The sequence below is a fragment of the Algibacter sp. L1A34 genome (assembly GCF_009796805.1).
Taxonomy (GTDB): Bacteria; Bacteroidota; Bacteroidia; order Flavobacteriales; family Flavobacteriaceae; genus Algibacter.
The window spans coordinates 744,068-766,232 of sequence record NZ_CP047029.1; the positions used below are offsets into that span (position 1 = coordinate 744,068).

22 protein-coding genes are annotated in these 22,165 nt (G+C 32.6%); 10 read left to right on the forward strand and 12 right to left on the reverse strand.

Going from position 1 to position 22,165, the window contains the following annotated elements:
• Positions 1-37 precede the first annotated feature (37 nt).
• Entirely contained in the window at positions 38-670 is a 633-nt protein-coding gene (locus tag GQR97_RS03260) for a response regulator transcription factor (protein ID WP_158845262.1), read from the forward strand.
• Here GQR97_RS03260 and dnaG read toward each other — a convergent pair.
• Together dnaG and lipB are read right to left on the reverse strand one after the other, a co-directional pair.
• A complete protein-coding gene (gene dnaG / locus GQR97_RS03265) occupies positions 665-2,689 on the reverse strand; it encodes a DNA primase (RefSeq protein ID WP_158845264.1) in 2,025 nt (674 codons plus the stop codon). The genes GQR97_RS03260 and dnaG overlap by 6 nt on opposite strands.
• Before the next feature lie 55 nt (positions 2,690-2,744).
• Positions 2,745-3,443 carry a lipoyl(octanoyl) transferase LipB gene (lipB, locus tag GQR97_RS03270; protein WP_158845267.1) on the reverse strand — a complete coding sequence of 233 codons (699 nt, stop codon included), beginning with the start codon at positions 3,441-3,443 and terminating at the stop codon, positions 2,745-2,747.
• A gap of 74 nt (positions 3,444-3,517) precedes the next feature.
• Between lipB and GQR97_RS03275 the strand changes: the two genes are divergently transcribed.
• Genes GQR97_RS03275 through rluF form a run of 3 tightly spaced genes read left to right on the forward strand, consistent with a single transcriptional unit; the run spans position 3,518 to position 5,495 of the window.
• On the forward strand, positions 3,518-3,886 hold the full coding sequence (locus GQR97_RS03275; RefSeq protein ID WP_158845270.1) for a cupin domain-containing protein: 369 nt from the start codon (positions 3,518-3,520) through the stop codon (positions 3,884-3,886).
• 7 nt (positions 3,887-3,893) lie between these two features.
• Positions 3,894-4,721: an alpha/beta fold hydrolase gene (locus GQR97_RS03280; RefSeq protein WP_158845273.1), complete on the forward strand. Its 828-nt coding sequence runs from the start codon at positions 3,894-3,896 to the stop codon at positions 4,719-4,721.
• Between the two features lie 18 nt (positions 4,722-4,739).
• Positions 4,740-5,495: a 23S rRNA pseudouridine(2604) synthase RluF gene (gene rluF, locus GQR97_RS03285; RefSeq protein WP_158845276.1), complete on the forward strand. Its 756-nt coding sequence runs from the start codon at positions 4,740-4,742 to the stop codon at positions 5,493-5,495.
• Positions 5,496-5,550: 55 nt separating this feature from the next.
• Here rluF and GQR97_RS03290 read toward each other — a convergent pair whose 3' ends face one another.
• The 3 genes from GQR97_RS03290 to ffh all read right to left on the reverse strand — a co-directional run bounded on the left by GQR97_RS03290 (position 5,551) and on the right by ffh (position 8,162).
• Positions 5,551-5,802: a hypothetical protein gene (locus tag GQR97_RS03290; RefSeq protein ID WP_158845279.1), complete on the reverse strand. Its 252-nt coding sequence runs from the start codon at positions 5,800-5,802 to the stop codon at positions 5,551-5,553.
• Positions 5,803-5,841: 39 nt separating this feature from the next.
• Complete coding sequence (gene folD, locus GQR97_RS03295; protein WP_158845281.1) at positions 5,842-6,720, reverse strand: bifunctional methylenetetrahydrofolate dehydrogenase/methenyltetrahydrofolate cyclohydrolase FolD; 879 nt, start codon at positions 6,718-6,720, stop codon at positions 5,842-5,844.
• A gap of 113 nt (positions 6,721-6,833) precedes the next feature.
• Positions 6,834-8,162, reverse strand: coding sequence for a signal recognition particle protein (gene ffh / locus GQR97_RS03300; RefSeq protein WP_158851568.1), 1,329 nt, complete (start codon positions 8,160-8,162; stop codon positions 6,834-6,836).
• A 369-nt stretch (positions 8,163-8,531) separates the two neighbouring features.
• On the opposite strand from ffh, the gene GQR97_RS03305 reads away from it, so the two are divergent.
• Entirely contained in the window at positions 8,532-8,972 is a 441-nt protein-coding gene (locus GQR97_RS03305) for a hypothetical protein (protein WP_158845284.1), read from the forward strand.
• A gap of 78 nt (positions 8,973-9,050) precedes the next feature.
• Here GQR97_RS03305 and GQR97_RS03310 read toward each other — a convergent pair whose 3' ends face one another.
• Entirely contained in the window at positions 9,051-9,209 is a 159-nt protein-coding gene (locus tag GQR97_RS03310; protein ID WP_158845287.1) for a YqaE/Pmp3 family membrane protein, read from the reverse strand.
• A gap of 332 nt (positions 9,210-9,541) precedes the next feature.
• On the opposite strand from GQR97_RS03310, the gene lysS reads away from it, so the two are divergent.
• Positions 9,542-11,239 (forward strand): lysine--tRNA ligase, encoded by a 1,698-nt coding sequence (lysS, locus tag GQR97_RS03315; protein WP_158845290.1) that lies wholly within the window; start codon positions 9,542-9,544, stop codon positions 11,237-11,239.
• A gap of 792 nt (positions 11,240-12,031) precedes the next feature.
• On the opposite strand, the gene GQR97_RS03320 is transcribed toward lysS, so the two are convergent.
• The 3 genes from GQR97_RS03320 to yiaA form a co-directional block, all read right to left on the reverse strand.
• Entirely contained in the window at positions 12,032-12,595 is a 564-nt protein-coding gene (locus GQR97_RS03320; protein WP_158845293.1) for a GDYXXLXY domain-containing protein, read from the reverse strand.
• Positions 12,596-12,599: 4 nt separating this feature from the next.
• Positions 12,600-13,877 carry a DUF2157 domain-containing protein gene (locus GQR97_RS03325; RefSeq protein ID WP_158845296.1) on the reverse strand — a complete coding sequence of 426 codons (1,278 nt, stop codon included), beginning with the start codon at positions 13,875-13,877 and terminating at the stop codon, positions 12,600-12,602.
• A 135-nt stretch (positions 13,878-14,012) separates the two neighbouring features.
• Positions 14,013-14,495, reverse strand: a complete 483-nt coding sequence (yiaA, locus tag GQR97_RS03330) for an inner membrane protein YiaA (RefSeq protein ID WP_158845299.1) — start codon at positions 14,493-14,495, stop codon at positions 14,013-14,015.
• A 150-nt stretch (positions 14,496-14,645) separates the two neighbouring features.
• Here yiaA and GQR97_RS03335 point away from each other — a divergent pair, with 150 nt between their 5' ends.
• From GQR97_RS03335 to GQR97_RS03350, 4 genes are all read left to right on the forward strand, one after another.
• Positions 14,646-16,160: a hypothetical protein gene (locus tag GQR97_RS03335; RefSeq protein WP_158845302.1), complete on the forward strand. Its 1,515-nt coding sequence runs from the start codon at positions 14,646-14,648 to the stop codon at positions 16,158-16,160.
• A 43-nt stretch (positions 16,161-16,203) separates the two neighbouring features.
• Complete coding sequence (locus GQR97_RS03340) at positions 16,204-17,421, forward strand: hypothetical protein (RefSeq protein WP_158845305.1); 1,218 nt, start codon at positions 16,204-16,206, stop codon at positions 17,419-17,421.
• A gap of 116 nt (positions 17,422-17,537) precedes the next feature.
• Positions 17,538-19,976: a zinc-dependent metalloprotease gene (locus GQR97_RS03345; RefSeq protein WP_233267593.1), complete on the forward strand. Its 2,439-nt coding sequence runs from the start codon at positions 17,538-17,540 to the stop codon at positions 19,974-19,976.
• Between the two features lie 142 nt (positions 19,977-20,118).
• A complete protein-coding gene (locus tag GQR97_RS03350) occupies positions 20,119-20,589 on the forward strand; it encodes a hypothetical protein (RefSeq protein ID WP_158845307.1) in 471 nt (156 codons plus the stop codon).
• Between the two features lie 121 nt (positions 20,590-20,710).
• On the opposite strand, the gene GQR97_RS03355 is transcribed toward GQR97_RS03350, so the two are convergent.
• From GQR97_RS03355 to GQR97_RS03365, 3 genes are all read right to left on the reverse strand, one after another.
• Positions 20,711-21,490: an RMD1 family protein gene (locus GQR97_RS03355; protein ID WP_158845310.1), complete on the reverse strand. Its 780-nt coding sequence runs from the start codon at positions 21,488-21,490 to the stop codon at positions 20,711-20,713.
• A 92-nt stretch (positions 21,491-21,582) separates the two neighbouring features.
• A complete protein-coding gene (locus tag GQR97_RS03360) occupies positions 21,583-21,807 on the reverse strand; it encodes a hypothetical protein (RefSeq protein ID WP_158845313.1) in 225 nt (74 codons plus the stop codon).
• Positions 21,808-21,821: 14 nt separating this feature from the next.
• Positions 21,822-22,139, reverse strand: a complete 318-nt coding sequence (locus GQR97_RS03365; RefSeq protein WP_158845316.1) for a hypothetical protein — start codon at positions 22,137-22,139, stop codon at positions 21,822-21,824.
• Between the last annotated feature and the right edge of the window lie 26 nt (positions 22,140-22,165).

Here is a 22,165-nt window from a genome sequence, read left to right on the forward strand (position 1 = left end):
ATTCTCTCAACCCTCAACAAAGAAAGCTCGGAAAATTATGATAAAATTATTAATAGCAGACAACCATCCTATTACTAGGAAAGGATTAGAGGTGCTTTTTTCCGCCTCATCAAACATCGAAATTGTTGGAAGTTTACAAGATGGAAATGACATCTTAGATTTCATCAGAAAAAACGAAGTAGACATCATTTTAACTGAAGCTGATTTTCCTAAGCTAAATGGATTAACACTTTTACGTTATTTAAAAAATGATTTCCCTGACATTAAAACCGTTATTTTTAGCGGTGAACCCGAAGAAGTTTATGCAATAAACGCTATTAAAGCAGGTGCTTCTGGATTTATTCACAAATCTGTAAATGTTATTACAATAAACGAAGCTATTTTAAAAGTACATGATGGCGGTATTTATTTAAGTAACGATTTAACGCAACAACTAGCGTTTGGAAACAGAGTAAATAAAGGTTCTGGAACGTTCTACAAAAAATTATCTACTAGAGAAGCAGAAGTTTTAAAGCTTTTAACTATTGGTAGAAAAAACAAAGAAATCTCTAAAGAGTTAGACATTAACGAAAAAACAGTTAGTACTTACAAAGCACGCTTAATGCGCAAACTTAAAGTAACGAACTTGATTGATTTAGTTAATCAAGCAAAATTAGCCGAACACTTATAGTACACGGTTTAACTTACGAGATAACAACATTTTAAGACCCGAATAATCTCTTACTTCTTCAAGTATGTTTCTATTCGAGTCTTTTTTGTTTTCCATCGTTTCCTTCTGAAATTCCTTAACTTTCTGATCGATTAAAAAACAGCGTAAATTCAATATAGTTTCACTTACCAACTGAGCTATACTCGTTTTTTTCTCCTTCGGAAAAATATTCATTCTATTCCAGTTATCTAACGCATAACGCTCGTCGTCCATTAAAATAGTCGTAATTTCACTAGACATATCGGTGCTAACCGAATTAATAAAAGTTCTTAACTCAAACTTTGTGTCTTGATTTAATCTATCGATTATAGTATAATACAAGTCTTTAAAATGCGCATTTGTAAACTGCATTTCATCATCCTGCAAATCTAAAAACACTTTCTCAAACACTTTTGCCTTATGAATTACTGGCTCTAAATCTAAATCGCCCTTTTCATTTTCTTTTAAAACTAAATCTTCAAACTCCTCCACTTCATTCCCATAAAGTAATAAAACTTCTATAATTTTTCGTTCTAAAAGATATTGAACATCTACTTTTTTTACAGGCTCATCTTTACTCTTAACAACTTCAAAAGGATAATTATCTGGAGGCCCTTCTCTAGGATCTTGATTAGGGTCCATATTAGGATCCTGATTAAAGCTTTGCCTAGGAGCTTGCCTAGAATCTTGTTTTGATGCTGTTTGACTATTAATTTGCGCCAGAGTACTAAACAGAACTTCTTCACTAATATCCATGATGCGCGCACATTCCTGAATGTATATCTCTTTTTTTATATTATCAGGAATTTTAGCAATACTATTTACAATATCTCTAACAGTTTCCGCTTTTTTAATAGGATCATTTTTAGATTCTTCAAATAAAATAGAAGCTTTAAATTGAATAAAATCTTTAGCGTTTTCCGATAAATAAGTTGTAACCTCCTCTAAAGAGTTTTGTTTCGCGAAACTATCAGGATCTTCTCCTTCTGGAAAAGTACAAACCTTAACGTTCATGCCTTGTTCCAGAATTAAATCGATACCACGCAATGATGCACGCATACCCGCTGCATCACCATCAAAAAGTACGGTGATATTTTTTGTAAGCCTGTTTATTAATCTAATTTGATCTGGTGTTAATGCAGTACCAGAAGACGCTACAACATTTGTAATTCCTCTTTGATGAAACTGAATAACATCGGTATAACCTTCTACCAAATAGCAATTATCTTCTTTGGCAATACTTTGTTTCGCATGATAAATACCGTACAAAACTTTACTTTTGTGGTAAATATCACTTTCTGGCGAGTTCATATATTTAGCCGCCTTTTTATCAAGCACTAAAATACGTCCACCAAAACCTAAAACACGGCCACTCATACTCTTTATAGGAAACAAAACACGACCTTTAAAACGATCGAAACGCTTGTCCTGTTTAACAATAGTAAGCCCTGTTTTAGCAAGGTAATCAATATTATAACCTTGCTTTAAAGCTTCATCTGTAAAACCCTGCCATTCGTTTAAAGAATAACCTAAATCGAATTTTTTTATAGTTTCCTCTGTAAAACCACGCTGTTTAAAATAACTTAAACCAATAGATTTTCCCTGATCGGTTTTATGAAGAATTTTCTGAAAGTAGGTATTTGCGAATTCACTAACTAAATACAAACTTTCACGCTCGTTAGCCTGTTCTTTTTGTTCGTTAGATTGTTCGGTTTCTTCTATTTCAATATTGTACTTTTTAGCTAGATATTTTATAGCTTCTGGATACGTAAAATGCTCGTGTTCCATTAAAAAAGAAACAGCCGTACCACCTTTTCCTGTAGAAAAATCTTTCCAAATCTGCTTTACTGGAGACACTACAAAGCTTGGCGAACGCTCATCACTAAAAGGGCTTAATCCCTTAAAGTTACTTCCTGCTTTTTTTAAGTTTACAAAATCGCCGATAACCTCCTCTACACGGGCGGTTTCAAAGACTAAATCTATGGATGCTGGTGATATCAAATTTAATGTTCTTTTTAAAACTGAAAATACTATATTTTTCTGAATGTCTTAAAACCTATGAAAATTCGGCTTCAAAAAGCGTTGCAAAATGTTTTAACAACTTTTCTTTAACCTCTGCTTCATCAACCGTTTTCTGCGCCAATTCTACATTAAGCGATGTTACTGCTTTGCCACGTATTCCGCAGGGAATAATATTATCAAAATATCCTAAATTAGCATTTACATTAAGCGCAAAACCATGCATAGTAACCCAACGACTTGCACGCACACCCATAGCGCAAATTTTTCGAGCAAAAGGCGTCCCTACACCAAGCCAAACTCCTGTTTCTCCTGGGCTCCTTTCTGCTTTTAAACCATATTCTTCCAAGGTTAAAATAATTACTTCCTCTAAAAAACGTAAATACTTATGAATGTCTGTAAAGAAATTTTCTAAATCTAAAATAGGATAACCCACAATTTGTCCTGGCCCATGATACGTAATATCACCACCTCGATTTATTTTATAAAACGTTGCTCCTTTTTCAGCAAGCTGTGTTTCATTTAAAAGTAAATTCGACATGTGACCACTTTTACCCAAAGTATATACATGCGGATGCGTAACAAACAAAAAATAGTTTTTGGTTTTTAGAGCGGTTTCCTCTCTCCTATTCTTTATTTTTGCATCAACAACTTCCTTAAACAAAGCCTCTTGGTAATCCCAAGTTTCTTTGTAATCTTTATAGCCTAAATCTTGCAGTTCAATTTGCTTATTCATAGACTACAAAATTACAATTTTTTAAGGAGATAAATTGAAGTAAAATAACATAAGACAAAAGCAAAATTAAAATTATGTCTAAAAAAAAATACACCATTCAAAACAACCCCTTTGTTGTACCAACTACCGACGGCAAAGTGATTAAAGAACATTTTGGAAATACTACCGATGGCAATAAAGACATTAGTATTGCACATATGAAAGCTCCTGCAGGCTGGAGTGAACCGTTTCAAACTCCAGAATTCGACGAATTCACCTTTATTATTAGTGGTAAAAAACAATTTATTATCGACAACGAAGCTATTATTCTAGAAGCTGGACAATCTATTAAAATTGAACGAAATACCCGTGTTCAATACTCTAATCCATTTACCGAGGTTTGCGAATACATTGCCATTTGCACCCCTGCCTTTTCAATAGATTTAGTAAACAGAGAAGATTAAATTAATCATGAAAAAATATATCCCTAAAATTGTTGGTTTCGGTATAAATAGCGTTGGAATATTGTCTCCAAAATACGCTGCTCATTTATCAATGACTTTGTTTTCTTCTCCTAAAAAAGGAAAAACAAACGAGAAACAAGCAAACTACTTAAAAGAAGCCAAGCAAGACGAAGTTATCTGTAACGGTATTACTATTAAAACATACCAATGGTCTGGTAAAAAAGACACTGTTTTATTAGCACATGGTTGGGAAAGCAATACATATAGATGGAAGGATTTAATTGAACTTTTAAAAGCAGAAGACTATAACGTAATCGCCCTAGATGCACCAGCACACGGAAGCTCTAGCGGAAAACTTTTTAATGCTTTAATTTATTCAGAATGCATACATGCTGTCGCAAAAAAATTTAACACCTCTGCAATCATTGGGCATTCTGTAGGCGGCATGGCAACAGCTTTTGGTAATTACAATTTTCCATTAACACAGGTAAAAAAACTTGTTCTTTTGGGAGCTCCCGCCGATTTTACCGGTGTTTTTTCTAGATATATAGACATGATGGGGTATAATAATCGTATTTCCAAAGCTATGGGGAAATATGTATTAGCGCGTTTTAATCACTTACCAGAATATTTCGACGCCGCTAAATTCACCACTAATTTTAAAGCTAAAGGACTTATCGTTCATGACAAAAAAGATAGGATTATCCCTTACAAGGATGGACTAAAATTTAAACAGAACTATACAAATGCTGAGTTTCTTTCTACTAAAGGTTTTGGCCATGGATTAAAATCGGAATTAGTTTACACTCATATTTTAGACTTTTTAAACACTTAATTAACGTATTTTTGCAACATGGAAGTACAATTAAAACGTATTAATAAATTTTTAAGTGAAGTTGGATATTGCTCGCGTAGAGAAGCCGACAAACTAATAGATGCCGGAAGAGTAACAATCAATGGAAGCATCCCTGAAATGGGAACAAAAATAGCGCCTAATGATGTAGTTTGTGTCGATGGCAAAGAAATTACAAACACAAAAACATCGTTTGTTTATTTAGCTTTTAATAAACCTGTTGGTATTGTTTGTACTACGGACACTTCCGTGGAAAAAGACAACATCATTGATTTTATAAATTACCCAAAACGTATTTTCCCAATTGGAAGGCTTGATAAACCTAGTGAAGGTTTAATTCTATTAACTGACGATGGAGATATTGTAAACAAGATTTTGCGTGCCAGTAACAATCACGAAAAAGAATATTTGGTAACTGTAGATAAGCCAATCTCGCAAACGTTTCTTGAGCGCATGGCTGGTGGAATTCCTTTAGCAGAGTTAAACAAAACCACAAAGAAATGTGAAATTCAAAAAATTAATACATACACATTCAAAATTATTTTAACACAGGGTTTAAATCGCCAAATTCGTCGTATGTGCGATTACCTAAACTACGAGGTAGAGACTTTAAAACGTGTTCGAATTATGAATATTAAACTCGATATGCCTCTTGGTGAATATCGTGAGTTAAGCAAGGATGAATTTATTGATTTAAATAAGCTTTTGGAAGATTCCACAAAAACTTATGAAGACAATAAAAAACGAAAAGCATAAAAAAAAGCCTCAAATTTAAATTTGGGGCTTTTTTACTTTTTCTTATTTCTATGCTCTAACTTTCAGTTTCCGTAGCTTCTAAATTCTTATTTTCCTTTGGCTTTTTCCAAAGTAACAAACATACACCAGCCCAAACTAGAGCGATAATAACCATCCCTATAAAAAAAGGCGTTTCTCCTTGCTCCATCGAGTTATCTTCTATTCCAAAAATATAAAAAGCTAAAAGACCAAATAATATAATTTGCCCTGCGAAATACGCTATAACTCCCTTTTTTGTTAAATACCTTAATATTAATGCATCCAGCATAATTTTTATATTTTAACTATTAAATTAATTATTAAGCGTCTATTGTATATTTCTTTCTCGAGCCAATAATGTGTTTTTAAGTAACATGGCAATCGTCATTGGTCCAACTCCACCAGGAACAGGAGTAATATAACTTGCTTTTTTGCTAACACTTTCAAACTCTACATCTCCTGCTAATCTATAGCCTGCTTTTTTTGTAGCATCTGGAACACGTGTAATTCCAACATCGATAATTACAACATCTTCTTTAACCATATCTCCTGTCAAAAACTCAGAGATACCAATGGCCGCAACAACAATATCTGCCTTTAGTGTAATTTCTTTTAAGTTTTTAGAACGACTATGAACAACGGTTACTGTTGCATCACCTGCTTTTCTTTTCTGACTCATTAAAATACTCATCGGACGACCAACAATATGGCTACGTCCCAAAACGACCACATTTTTACCAGACGTTTCAATTTGATAACGCTCTAACAACTCCATAATACCATAAGGTGTTGCTGGTAAGAATGTTGGCAAATCCAAAGCCATTTTACCTACATTTGTTGGATGGAAACCATCCACATCTTTATCTGGATTTACAGCCATTAAAACCTTTTGCTCATCGATATGTTTTGGCAATGGTAATTGCACAATAAAACCATCAATATCGTTATCGGTATTTAATTGATGAATTTTTTCAAGTAATTCTTCTTCGGTAGTATAATCTGGTAAATCGATTAAAGTAGAATTAAATCCAATACGCTCGCAAGCTTTTACTTTTGCATTCACGTAAGTCATACTCGCACCATCACTTCCTACTAAAACAGCGGCTAAGTGCGGCACTTTTTCACCCTTAGAAACCATAGCAGTTACATACTCGGCGATTTCATCTTTAATATCATTACTTACTTTTTTTCCGTCTAAAATTGTCATCTTTTATCTGTTTTCACCACAAGTTCCCGAATATTGTTTCGTAAAAATGTTAAGGCTATAAGTTTATTTTAAATTTATAATTACTTAATGTTTTTAGTATACTAACTGCAAGCTTATTTCAAATTCTGCATCATCTGCATCATCTTTTTGCCGCCACCGCCTTGCATCATTTTCATCATTTTGCTCATTTGGTTAAATTGCTTTAAAAGTTGATTTACTTGTTGTACCGATGTACCGGAACCTTTACCTATTCTTACTTTTCTACTTGCATTAATAGTCGAAGGATTTGTTCTTTCACCAGGTGTCATAGAATGAATAATAGCTTCGATACCTTTAAAAGCATCATCATCTATATCTACATCTTTAAGCATTTTACCAGCACCAGGAATCATACCCATAAGGTCTTTCATGTTTCCCATTTTCTTAATCTGTTGAATTTGCTTTAAGAAATCGTCGAAACCAAACTGATTTTTAGCAATTTTCTTTTGAAGTTTTCTTGCCTCAACCTCATCAAATTGTTCTTGTGCACGTTCTACTAACGACACCACATCTCCCATACCTAAAATACGATCGGCCATACGTGATGGATAGAACACATCAATGGCTTCCATTTTCTCTCCAGTACCAATAAACTTAATTGGTTTGTTTACTACCGATTTAATAGAAATAGCTGCACCACCTCGAGTATCACCATCTAATTTAGTAAGGATAACACCATCAAAATTCAATACATCGTTAAAAGATTTCGCCGTATTAACAGCATCTTGCCCTGTCATAGAATCTACAACAAACAAAGTTTCTTGTGGTTGGATGGCTTTATGAATGTTCGATATTTCGGTCATCATCACCTCATCTACAGCTAAACGGCCAGCAGTATCAATAATAACAACGTTAAACCCATTCGCTTTTGCATAAGCAATACCTGCTTGCGAAATAGCTACTGGATCGGTATTCCCTCTATCACTAAAAACCTCAACACCAATTTGATCACCAACAACATGTAACTGATCTATTGCTGCCGGACGATAAACATCACAAGCAACCAATAAAGGTTTTTTAGTTTTTTTATTTTTTAAATAATTTGCAAGTTTACCAGAAAAGGTAGTTTTACCAGAACCCTGTAAACCCGACATTAATATAATACTTGGCGTACCAGATAAATTAATACCTTCTACATCGCCACCCATTAATTCGGTAAGCTCATCTTTTACAATTTTAACCATTAATTGCCCTGGTTGCAGAGTGGTTAAAACGTTTTGCCCTAGCGCTTTTTCTTTTACACGGTTGGTAAAATCTTTGGCTATTTTAAAATTAACATCGGCATCCAAAAGCGCACGACGAACTTCTTTTAAAGTTTCGGCTACGTTTACTTCGGTTATGCTTCCGTGACCTTTTAATACGTGTAAGGCTTTATCTAATTTATCGCTTAAATTATTGAACATGGTTTTTAAGTATTCAGTTGGCAATCCGTATTTAGTAGTCCACAGTTGGTAATCCACATAATTAACGGTTTGCTATCTTATTAAAAATGAAGTGCAAAAATAATGAAATATTTTCTTTTTTTCGATGAATTTACCCGTTTTTGTTCTACTTGAATTCAGCTAACCCAAAGAACAATTTCAACTCAAAATCAACAAGTTAGACCTGTATTTCAAACCTATAGAATAGAAACTATAAACTGAAGTATTACAAACCAAGAACACTAGTGACCAATTTTGAGTGATTAGAAAAACTGATTATTTAATAAATGAAAGAATTTTATTATATCAAAGATTATCATTAATCTTGTTCTTCACAAAAAAACAAAACCCATGAAAACCTACTTTAAAATTGCACTAACATTATTAATTTCTCTAATGATAAGTTGTTCGGACGACGACAATTCAGGAGATAACATTTCTAATCAAATATTACAAGGACAAGTATTTGGAAATGATTTTACAGCTTTAGGAGGTAAAGCATTCGATTCTGGTGAAGATATTTCTGTAAACATTACAAATATAGCCGCCGACTGTGAATCTTCTGTTCTTGATTATGACCTAGAAATATCTACTTACGTTAGACCTGAAGTAGGTGTTTATGAAGGAATAAATGTTATTTTCAATAAAGACGGAGAACCGCCATACAACTATCTAGGTGCCACCGTTGAAGTAACATCACTTACTGATAATGAAATTACTGTGAAAATTAAAGCCGATTCTAGTTCTGATAAAACTATTGAAGGTACGTTTACAGTGCCTTATTGTCAATAAAACATATTTCATCTTATTTTAAAGGTCGGTGCAACTAATAATTGTAACGACCTTTTTTTATTCTAAAAAAACTAAAACTTAATTTTTAGGATTATTTAAAATAACTAATGCTGCAATTACGCCTGGCACCCAGCCACAAAGCCATAGCAAGAAAACGATTATTATAGATCCGCAGCCTTTATCTAAAACGGCCAATGGCGGACAAATGATTGAAAGTAAAACTCTCCAGAAACTCATAATGATTTGATTTTGATTGATGATTTTAATTATTTGACGTTTTATTAACTGTTTTGTTACACTTTAATTTAAAGTTTCAAGTTTTTGAGAATTATTTCTGACTGATAGTTCTTTAAATAGCCGTTTTAAAACTTCATGTTCCAATTGTACCCGCGCTAGGGATAGCAGCGGAAAGCCCACAGCAGAACCAATGATAATTGGGCCTGCGAGGACTTGTAGCGAATAGCCCGACCCTTGTGGTAGCGCCCAAAAAAAAATGGGTAATTGATAATGGAAATTGGGCTACCAAATGTTTATCTTTGTGCCTTTAAAATTTTTAGAGCATTTAGACTATGTCGCAATTATCAGAGCAAGAACTTGTAAGAAGAGAGAAATTAGTAAAATTACGCGCTATGGGCATTAACCCATATCCAGCGGATTTATACCCTGTAACCCACACATCGAAATCGATAAAACAGGATTTTGTTGAAGAAAAACAGGTGGTTGTTGCTGGTAGATTAATGGCGATAAACATACAAGGTAAAGCATCGTTCGCGCAGTTGCAAGACAGCGAAGGCCGTATTCAGGTTTACTTTAACCGTGACGAAATTTGTACGGATGAAGATAAAACAAAGTATAACGATGTTTTTAAAAAATTACTAGATTTAGGTGATTTTGTAGGTATTGAAGGCGAATTATTCAATACGAAAGTGGGTGAAAAAACCATTCGTGTTAAAGATTTTACGCTATTAAGCAAAGCTTTAAAACCATTGCCATTACCAAAAGAAAAAGACGGAAAAGTATTTGATGCTTTTACGGATCCTGAATTACGCTACCGCCAACGTTATGCCGATTTAGTGGTAAACCCACACGTAAAAGAGGTGTTTGTTAAGCGTACTAAATTATTTAATGCTATGCGTTCGTTTTTTAACGATGCTGGATATTTTGAGGTTGAAACTCCGGTTTTACAACCTATTCCGGGTGGTGCTGCGGCGCGCCCATTTATTACACACCACAACAGTTTAGATATTCCGTTGTATATGCGAATTGCCAACGAGTTGTATTTAAAACGACTTATTGTTGGTGGATTTGATGGTGTTTACGAATTCTCGAAAAACTTTAGAAATGAAGGGATGGACAGAACACACAACCCTGAATTTACAGCTATGGAAATCTACGTATCATACAAAGATTACAACTGGATGATGGATTTCTGTGAGCAACTTTTAGAGCATTGTGCTGTTGCCGTAAACGGAACTAGCGAGGCTACTTTTGGTGAGCATAAAATTGATTTTAAAGCGCCTTACGCTCGTGTTACTATGGCAGACTCTATTAAACACTTTACAGGGTTTGATATTACTGGTAAAACTGAAGATGAAATTAGAGCCGCTGCAAAAGGCATGCATATTGAGGTGGATGATACTATGGGTAAAGGGAAATTAATTGATGAAATTTTTGGTGAAAAATGTGAAGGCAACTACATACAACCAACTTTTATTACAGATTACCCAAAGGAGATGAGCCCACTATGTAAAGAACATAGAGACAACCCAGAACTTACTGAGCGTTTTGAGCTAATGGTTTGTGGTAAAGAAATTGCGAATGCATATTCGGAATTAAATGACCCTATTGATCAACGTGAGCGTTTTGAGCACCAATTAAAGCTTGCTAAAAAAGGTGATGACGAAGCTACTGAATTTATTGATGAAGACTTTTTACGTGCATTAGAATACGGTATGCCTCCAACATCTGGTATGGGTATTGGTATGGATCGTTTAATTATGTTTTTAACGAATAACCAATCGATACAAGAGGTTTTATTCTTTCCGCAAATGCGACCTGAAAAGAAAGCTTCTTCGGTTGAATTAAACGACGATGAAAAAGCGTTACTTGCTTTAATTGAAAAGGTAGAGAAAATTGATTTAAATACTTTGAAAACTCAAAGTGGTTTATCTAATAAAAAATGGGATAAAACTATTAAAGGTTTAACTAAACACAACTTGGCTAAGGTTGAAAAAACCGATGAAGGGTTGTTTGTGGAAGCTATATAAGTTTCACCATTTTATAACATACTAAAAAAGCCCGCAATTTTATAAATTGCGGGCTTTTTAACTAACTAACCAATTGTATGAAATTTAACTTCTAAGGTTAACTACTCCTTAAATTCCATACAAAGAAACACCCTAAAAATGGCACGACAATAGGTGTTTGGATATCTTTAACATGCTTTCTCCGTATTTTATATTTTCTTTAAGAGAACACAGAACTAGCTGTTAATTTTTTAAGAAACCAGCCGGGAATCACGCCATTTTAAAGCATTAAAAAAGCCCGTAATTTCTAACAAGATTACGGGCTTTTTTGACTAACTAACTAACTTATCAAATTTTATGAAAAATTTAAATTCAAGATTAACTACTTCTTAAATTCTATACAAAGAAACACCCTAAAACCGAAACCATTATACTTATTTAGATTTGTTTAACATGCTTTTGATGTTTTTTATAATTTCTTTAAGATAACAGATCCCGATGTGTTAATTTTTTAAGAGAAGTGATATAAAACACACCATTTTACAACAATAAAAAAGCCCGTAATTTCTAACGAGATTACGGGCTTTTTAACTAACTAATTAACTAATCAACTTTTATGAAAATTAAATATTAAGGTTAACTACTCCTTAAATTCTATACAAAGAAACACCCTAAACTCGAAACTATAATCCTTGTTTAGATTTGTTTAACATGCTTTGCTGTAGTTTTATCTTTTCTTTAAGAATAAAGACCAGCACTTGTTAATTTTTTAAGAAAACTCGAACTGTTTGGACCTAAAACATTTGACATAAATTACTTTTTTTCAACATAATCTTTAATCGAGATATCATCAATAATAACATCTTCTAAAACAGCTTCTCCTTCTTGCACATAAACTAAGGCATGTGTATTGTTTGGTAACGAATCGCGCTGTCTATCTCTTACTGCAGTTTCCGCTGCGTAGGCTTTTGTTTCTTTCATATAATATTTATTGAAAGGAAACCGGATAACTAACTCTTTCGAGTACGTTGAATACCAATACGCTTTTGCTTTCACATAATCGTTAGTATTACGTTCTAAAACATGTTTACTTACTGCGTCTATTTTAGCATAACCTAACGAGTCTGTTGTTAAATAAACAAGAACCTCTTCATTACGCTCCCATAAGGAGTCTTTAGTTTTAAAATTGCTTACATCAAAATTAAGGGTGATATATTTTCCTTTAAATGGATCGCTCGGATCTACAGGCCGTGTTTTAAACTTATAGGCCACACCTGTTTTTAACACCGTTTCTTGACCAAAAATCATTTGAGCAGGAATAGCAAGTTGCACCAACGCAACAAGTATAAATAGAATGAATATATATTTAGTTTTCATAATTTTAAATTTTAGGAGTTTCATTATTTTTTCTCTTTTTAAGCATTATATAATTCGTTAAAAAGAAACCAGCGCCAACACAAACAAACAATAATCCCCGAAAAACAAAACTGATATCCGTATCGAAAAAACGACAAGTAATTAATGCCGTAATAATAAGCAGCCCATAGTTTAAAACACCTAAATGATACCTATCGGCACCAATTTTAACTGCCATAACTCCTAAAGCTAAAACAAACAAATTGTTTAATATTACAGCTATTGAACCATCTACTAATCCTAGATAAAACAAAATAGTAAAACATATAAAAGTCACCTGAAAAAGATTAACGTTAGAAACCCCCTTTTTAATAATAGAATTCACTAAAAGTACAGAAGCAGCAATAAAAAAGATTAATGTGATAACAAACTCTTGTGATTCAAAATTATATCCTTGGCTAAAAAAACCTTCCCAAAACCATTTAAAACTAGCTGTTAAAAGCATACAAACCGTTCCTAACGAGCCAATAATTAAATATCCATTTCGTCTTAATTTCTCATTAGCGTAAAATGGCATTCTACCAATATTATACAACAAGCCAAACAAAACAACATACATTAAAAAACCTGTTTGCTCATCATGATCTATAAAAGCACCTAAAACAATAACCAAACTTAAAGGCGTAAGCCAATTTAAAACAGAGCTTATATTTTTACCTTTTCCTAATTTAATATAATAAGGCAAATACAAACCTAAACCTACCAAATATAACCATGGCGTTTTACTACTGGTAAAATAACCGAATGAACACGCATAACAAGTTATAAAAATAAGATGCAAAAGTGCTAAAGCATTCGACTTTAGTAAATAGATGAGAGGCAAACAAAGTAACACCCAAGTTAAAAGATAACTACTTAAATCTCCTGGTATATTATAAATCTGGCTAACCAAAGCCATACTTGCCCCTACTGCAAAAAACAGAAATGCTCCAGAGGCTTCTTTCCAAGTTTCACTTTTACGGCGTAAAATAGAATACCCAACAAAGAACTGCCCAATAACTAATGGTAAAAAAGCAAAAGCAGTTTTTATAGTTCGCGAAAAATGATCCCAATTATGAGCTAATATTAGAATAAGCCCCAACCCTACCAATGTAGAACCTAAAACAGCAAATACTGTAAACAAACGGTTTGAAGTTTGAGGTTCCTTAGATTGATAATAATTTTCAATTTTAAAAGCAACATCTTGAGATATCACTTTATGTTTAACAAGCTCTTTTATATCGCTTTGAAGTTTTGATGACATACTTTTTATTTTAACAATTTTAAAGATACTATTATTTAAAACCTCGTAACAAAGTGTTACGAGGTTTCTGGTTAACTAACCAACCATCAAAACAAATCGTTATGTTTTGTGTTTTGATTACAACTTAAATGCTTATTAAATGTTCTCATCTTCATTATTATCAACAAATTGAACATCTCGTGTATTTTTTTGCACTGCAATGGCGGCAAATAAACTCAATAAAAATGCCATACCATAAAAACCTTTTTCACTTAAAAGTAAATTGGCATTCCAAAGACCGATAACGAGCAGCGCAATCGACGCTACCGTTGTAAACCAACTAATACCATAATACATATCGGTTACTGGAATATTTTCCATTCTATCACGTACCGCTTTTTGCACAGAGATTACAGAGAACAAACCAAAGAGCAAAATAGTGAAGTAATATCCTTTTTCATTAAGCAACATATCTGCATTCCATAAACCAATGCAAAATGACGTCATCCCAATTAGTAATGCCGACCACGACGCCCCTATAAATGCAGCAGTTGGTTTTTTATCGTAAAGCTTATTTTCTTTTTTCTTTTTTTTATCAGAAGATTTTTCGTCTACTGAAACTGTTGTTTGATAATTCATAATTTTTGTTTTAATGATTACATGGCAAATTTGCGACACTTCGGAAACATGACAAACACAATGTTTTAATAAAACTGACGATATAATTTAATTATTTTATTAAATAAACATTATTTTTATAGCATATAACAACTATTTACTGACGACTAAATGAATGATTTAAACGCCATAATTTCTACTTTTTCTACTGAAGAACAACAGTTTTTTATTTCATATTTAGAAAAAAAGAACAAACGCAGCGACGTGAAGAACATAAAACTCTTCAAGCTACTACTAAGCAATAAGCTGCCAACAAAAGCGGTTTGTACTGAAATTTACGGATCTGAAAAACTAGGAGCTTACCATGCTTTGCGTAAACGGCTATATCAATCTATTATCGATTTTATTGCAAATTCGAGTTTACAAGAAGAGAGCTCGACCGATATGCAAATTATTAAATACATCCTGGCAGCTAGAAAATGCCTGCAACATAAACAATATAAAGTAGCTTATAAAATTTTGAATAAAGCAGAATTATTAGCAATGGAGCATTTCTTGTTTCCGATGTTAAATGAAATTTACCACACTAAAATTCAATATGCTTATGCCAATCCAAGTTTAAATTTGGAAGATGAAATTTTAAAATTTAAGCAAAATCAAAAAAACCATTATTTAGAAGATGAGCTTAATGTAGTTTATTCCAAAGTTCGCCAAACATTAAACAGTATTACTTATCAAGGTGCGGTTATAGATTTTGAAACGATTTTAAATCAGATTTTAATAGATCACAACATAAGTATAACCGAAGCTTTATCTTTTAAATCACTCTACCAACTTATGTCTATTATTGGGCTTTCGGCTTTTGTAACCAACGATTATTTAAAAACTGAACCCTTTTTAATTAAAACCTATGAGACTATACTTCAGCATAAAAACAAAGACAAACAGGGTTATTATCATATCCAAATATTATATTTAATTGCAAATACCCTTTTCAGAAATAAAAAATTTAGTGCATCGCAACATTATCTCGAATTAATGCTTAGTGAAATGCAAAATACTCAAAACAAATACTTCAACAGCTTTATATTAAAACATCATCTTTTATTAGGATTGAACTTAAACTTCTCGAATAAACAAAATGAAGCCATTCTACTTTTAGAACAAATAAACCCTAAAAAACATGACGACATTGAATCTTTATTAGGGATTAGGTTAAGTTTAATTGTTTTTTACTTTCAGAATAATGAATTCAAAAAAGCACATCAATTATTTTCTAAATTTTATCATACCGATAACTGGTACACCGAAAAAAAAGGAAAAGAATGGACTATGAAAAAGAATATTATTGAAATATTACTTCATATAGAATTAAATAATATCGATTTAGTAGAATCAAGATTATTAAGCTTTAAACGCTCACACTTCAATTACTTAAAAAACATAAATCAAGAACGTGTTATTATTTTCTTAAGTTTTGTAGAACAGTTTTATAAAAATCCAGAAAGTATAACTTCCGAAGCTTTTAAAAACACCGTAGAACAGAGCTTTGTTTGGATTAGTAATGAGAAGGAAGATATTTTTGTGATGAGTTTTTACGCCTGGCTAAAAAGCAAAATGGAAGGCGAAGCATTATATTTAACCACTTTAAACCTTACTAAAGATTTCCAAGATGTTTCGTCATAAAATTCTTAATCACATATATAATTACTTTATTTACATTTGTTTAATGAATAAAAACATCCTCTTAACGGCTTGTTTACTTTGTTGTTTTATAGCTAAGGCGCAACAAAGCGATAGTTTGGTTTTTAAAAACGGAATAGATAACCCAAACCATTTAACAACGCATCATTTTGGAATGTTTAGTTCAAGGATTTCAACCAACTTTAAATTTAAAGCTCCAAAAAGAACCACTTTTAATTTCAATATATCAAACGGAAACACCTTTCATCCTTTTGTGGAAGCTTATTTACCAAAAAACCAAGATACGAGAGACCGTTTAAGTCAATTAATTTGGCATGACCGCACATTCAATTATATTGATCAAGAAATCACTCCGGCCGATTACATGAATATTGTAGTTGATGCAGTAATTAAAGAGTTTCGAGCAAACTTAAGTATACCATTATCTAAAAATCAGGAGTTAAGTATTTCGTTGCGTTCTAATTTAATTACCAAAGGAAAATATCCGTTCTCACTTTTTACAAGTGATGAAAGTATAGAGTGGTTTCATAGTAATATTGCAGGAGGCGAAGACCCTTATGGCAGACGCTATTACGGATTAAATCAAGTTGATTTTAAATACACAGACAGAAACGGAAAGGTTTTAGAGTTTGATAATAACGACTTTTTTATTGGAGGCTTAGAGCTGAACCATTATTACTATCCAGAGTTTTTAATTAATAAGAATCGAAACATGTTTATTAATTTCGGAAGTCACTTAGGTTTAAATACTTCAAAATATAATTCATCTATAGATTTTGGTATCTCTGCTAATGCCGTAAAAAAGATTGATTTAAAAAACAATTATGAGCTTAATATTGCATTAGGCGCAAACCTTTTACGCAAAAATTTAATTAATTTTCAAGACAATGTAGATTTGGGTAACAACCATTATTTAGGAACAGCCGAAAGCACCGTTGAAATTACAAAATACACTAAAAAAGGAAATTATAACGCATTCAGTATTAATTATCAATTACAATCACGCTACAACAAAAAAGAAGAAGCAAGCTATTACAGGCTTGTTGGCAAATGGAGAGAAATAAATGGTGGTTGGCAATATGGTATTAGTACACTTTACAGAACATTAGCCAATTGGAATTTTACTTACACTTACGGCAGACCAAACCTACAATTGGCATTTTACGCAAAAGAAGATTTTATTGTTAATAATGCTCCAGATTTCCAAATAGGATTTAACATTAAAATACCCGTATTTAATTAAATAAAATTCACGTTTTTATTCATTTTAATTAAAATTTCGTTAAAATTTACTCTAATAGCTGATAATTTTCTACAAAATAAATATTTTCACGTTATTAACTAACAACCCTTACACAATTGAAAAAAACTACCAAGCTATTATTGTTGCTTTCTACAACAATAGTACTGTCTTGTAATTCTGCAAAAAAGACAGCTGAAGCCAATGCAGCAAAAAAAGCTATGATCGCTAAGAAAGCGAAAGCCGACAAACTGAAAAAGCAACAAATCCAACCGTACAGCAAAATTGTTACGAAAGAAGCAAAAACGGATGATGGTTTATTTAAAATTCACACCATCGGCGATAAATATTTATATGAAATTCCAGATTCCCTATTTGATAGAGAAATGCTAATGGTAACCCGTATTGCTAAAACAGCAAACGGACTTGGCTTTGGTGGCGGAAAAGAAAACACACAAGTGTTACGCTGGCAAGTAAAGGATAAAAAAGTATTACTTCGCGTGGTATCAAACAACGTGGTTGCCGATAAATCTTTACCAATACACGAGGCGGTTGTAAACTCTAACTTCGAGCCTATCCTATATGCCTTTCCTATAAAGGCATTCAGCAAAGACTCTACAGCAACAGTTATAGATGTTACCGATTTGTATAAAAAAGACGTTAACTCCTTAGGACTAAGTGTTAATACAAAAAAAAGATACAAAGTAACTAGATTAGACGACAGCAAATCTTACATTGAATCTGTAAAAAGCTACCCGTTGAATATTGAAGCCCGCCATGTAAAAACATATTACTCAGGAAATCCACCTTCAAACTCTAGTACAGGAACTATTAGTATTGAAATGAACAACTCCATGATTTTACTTCCTAAAACACCAATGAAGCGTCGTTATTTCGATAAGCGTGTTGGATGGTTTACAAGCAACCAAACCGATTATGGTTTAGAGGCTCAAAAAAGTAAAAACTTAACATATTTAGATCGTTGGAAACTAGAAGTGAAAGATGAAGATTTAGAAAAGTTTAAAAATGGCGAACTAGTTGAACCTAAAAAACAAATTGTTTACTATATAGATAGAGCAACTCCCGTAAAATGGAGAAAATACATTAAACAAGGTATTGAAGATTGGCAAACTGCTTTTGAAGCTGCAGGTTTTAAAAATGCAATAATTGCCAAAGATCCTCCAAGCATAGAAGAAGATCCAGAATGGACTCCCGAAGACGCACGCTATTCTGTAGTGCGCTACTTAGCATCACCAATACCTAATGCCAATGGCCCGCACGTTAGTGATCCAAGATCTGGTGAAATATTAGAATCGGATATTAACTGGTACCACAACGTAATGAGTTTAGTAAACGGCTGGTTTTTTACCCAAACAGCTGCTGCAAATAAAGATGCTCAAAACTCCGAGTTTAGCGATGAGGTTATGGGAGAACTTATTCGTTTTGTATCATCTCATGAAGTTGGGCACACTTTAGGCTTGCCTCACAATATGGGAAGTAGTTCTGCTTATAAAGTCGAAGATTTACGCGACCCAGAATTCACTAAAAAATACGGAACAGCTCCATCTATTATGGATTATGCACGTTTCAATTATATTGCACAACCCGAAGATGTTGGGGTTTCATTATTCCCGAACATTGGTATTTATGATAAATATGCGATTGCTTGGGGATACAAACCTATTTTAGACAAAACTGCTGTTGAAGAAAAAGAAACTTTAGACAGCTGGATTATGAAACATAATGGAGATCCCCTTTATAGATTCGGTAAACAACAAAGAGAAACTATAGATCCAAGTTCACAAACCGAAGATTTAGGAGATGACGCCGTTTTAGCAAGTACTTATGGTATTAAAAATTTAAAGCGTGTTGTGCCAAACTTAATTGAATGGACCACTAAAAACACTTCGGATTACGACGATCTAAAAACTATGTATGGCCACGTGTTCTCACAATTCAACAGATATATGGGGCATGTTTCTAATAACATTGGTGGTGTTTACGAAAACTACAAAACAGCCGATCAAGAAGGTGATGTTTATAGCCATGTTGATAAAGACCGTCAAAAAGAATCTTTACTTTTTATAAACGATCAATTATTTAAAACACCAGAATGGTTAATAAGTCCTGAAATTAACAATAAACTTCAAGCTTCTGGAATTATAGAGCGCATTAATGCACTTCAAACTAGAACCTTAAACAGTATCTTGAGTACTTCTAGAATGGAGAGAATGATTGAAAATGAATCTCTTAACGGTAACAAGGCATACAAGTTAACTTCTATGATGAGTGACCTAAGAAAAGGTGTTTGGAAAGAGTTATATACAGGAAAAAATATTGACACCTACAAACGTAATTTACAACGTGCACATGTTAGTCGATTAGCTTATTTAATGACAAGTAAAAGCAGCTCTGATATTAAAGCTATTTCACGAGCAGAACTTACTACTTTAAGAAATCTTGTGCGTTCCCGTATTGGATCGAGAAATGCAATAACGAATATTCACCTTAGAGATATGATCGAACAAATTAATCAAATTTTAGACCCTAAACAATAAGAAATCAAATAATTAACACACCTAAAAGGCTTCCATAACTGGGAGCCTTTTTTGTTAAAAGCTAGTTAAAACCACAAATGTTTTTAAACCTTTTTGAAATGTGACAGTCCTAATATCAAATAAACATTAAAACTTAAATAAGATGAAAAAATTAATAATTATTGCATTAGCATTTATCGGATTACAAGCAACAGCTCAAAGAAAAGATGGCGGACCAAAAAATAATGACAGAGGAGAAAAAATGATGAATCTTACTGCAGAAGAAATGGCTACGCTTCAAACTAAAAAAATGACTTTAACATTAGATTTAGATGAAGGGCAACAAAACAAAATTTACAAAATAAATTTAGACAACGCCACACAAAGAAAAGCTATGATGGTTGAACGCAAAGCTAAAAAAGAAGCTGGAACTGCAGAAAAACCATCAAAAGAAGAAAAATTAAAAATGATGAATGACATGCTTGACCACAAAATTGCGGAAAAAGCAAAAATGAAAAAGATTTTAAATGATGAACAATACGCTAAATGGGAAAAATCTCAAGCGAAAAAAGGTCATAAAAAACGTGGAGGAAAAGACAGTGATAAAAAAGGGAAAAACAACAAAAAAGATTAATAATTTTGTTAGATTGATTGATTATAGTTAGTGAAAAGCGCATTTCTAAATTTAGAAATGCGCTTTTATTTTTTAATATAATACCGTTAAAAACAATAAACAGATCACCAGTAATAAAGGGTTACCCTAAAATTTTTCCAACAAATAAATCGATCACTTCTATAACAATTAGAATGATAATAATCCATTCTAGCCTGCTACTTTCTTTATGATCCATGATATCTTTAAAAAGTTCGAGATTGTCTTTTATAATTTCGATACGATCATGAATTAATCGGTATCTATCTTGTAAATCGAAAGTCCGTTTTAAATCCTGATTCAGTTTATTAAGCTGTTCATTTTCCCAAGTACTTTCAGGGGAATCGAAAATATATAAATTCTCAGAAATTTTATTTTTAATATTTAAAATCTTCCCAATAAACCGTTTTAATTTATTTCCAGAAATATCGAGCTTGCCTTTTTCTTCTAAATACAACGTATGCTTATTTGTTTCGATAAGCAGTTCTTCGGTAATTTCCGCATAGCGATTTAAAGCCACCGATTGCGATGTATTCAGCATTACTAACCTAATCATTTCTTGATCTAATTTTGGAAGTACCACATGATCGAAAGTTACTCTTAGGGTTTCTGGTTTTATAATAACAGAAACCGATTCAGAAAGTTTTTCAGTAAAATAATTAGAACAAAAAGGTTTTATTTTTTTTAAAGCCTGTTCAATTTCGGCATGAGCCATATTAAAAAAACACACCATCCCGTATTGAAAGATGTAAATAAATTTTTGATCTGAACTTTTATAATAAAGTTCATCGCTATCTTGAAACACTAATTGCCACAGCAATTCTTGTTTACTAGTTTTTAATTGGATAGCACTAGCTACTTGGTAAGCAACTACACAGTACATTTTGTTTTATAAAATATTATTTATTTTTAGAGCAAGGTATTTTATACCCGACAGATTTTAAAACCCATCAGGTCTAAATATTTTATTAATTATTAATCTATCGGCTTTAAACTTTGAACCCTGTAAATGGCATCATCACCATCTGCATCTTCAACAAATGTGATTCTGAACTCTTTATCGACTAAAGAGTCATCGTTTTTTAAATCGAATTGTTTTAAAACGCGAGGATGCACTTCTTCAAAAAATAGCTCCTCGCCATTTTCAAACCAAAAATTAAAGTAACCGTTTTCGTAAGATTTAAAAACAGCTGTTCTCATAATATTAAATTTTATTAATCGTTATCTTCTTCGTCCTCAACACTAGGCTCCTGCACGGCTTCTGGATCGTTATCTTCAAAATCCTCATAATCATCTTCATCATAATTCTCCATGGTTACGGCTAATTTCGAGCTTACTTTTACTAAATATTTGGTATCCGCCGTAGTTACCTCAACCGCTTCTATCATTTCGTTATGCTGATTTTTAAATGAAATGATTTGATCATCATCATAACCGTCAGGATATCGTTCTACTAACAAGGCTAATATTTCTGGTGTCAATTTTTTAAAATCAACAATGACACGTTTTAAATTTTCATTTCTATTTTTCATGTGTTGGTTTTTATTTAGTTATTAGG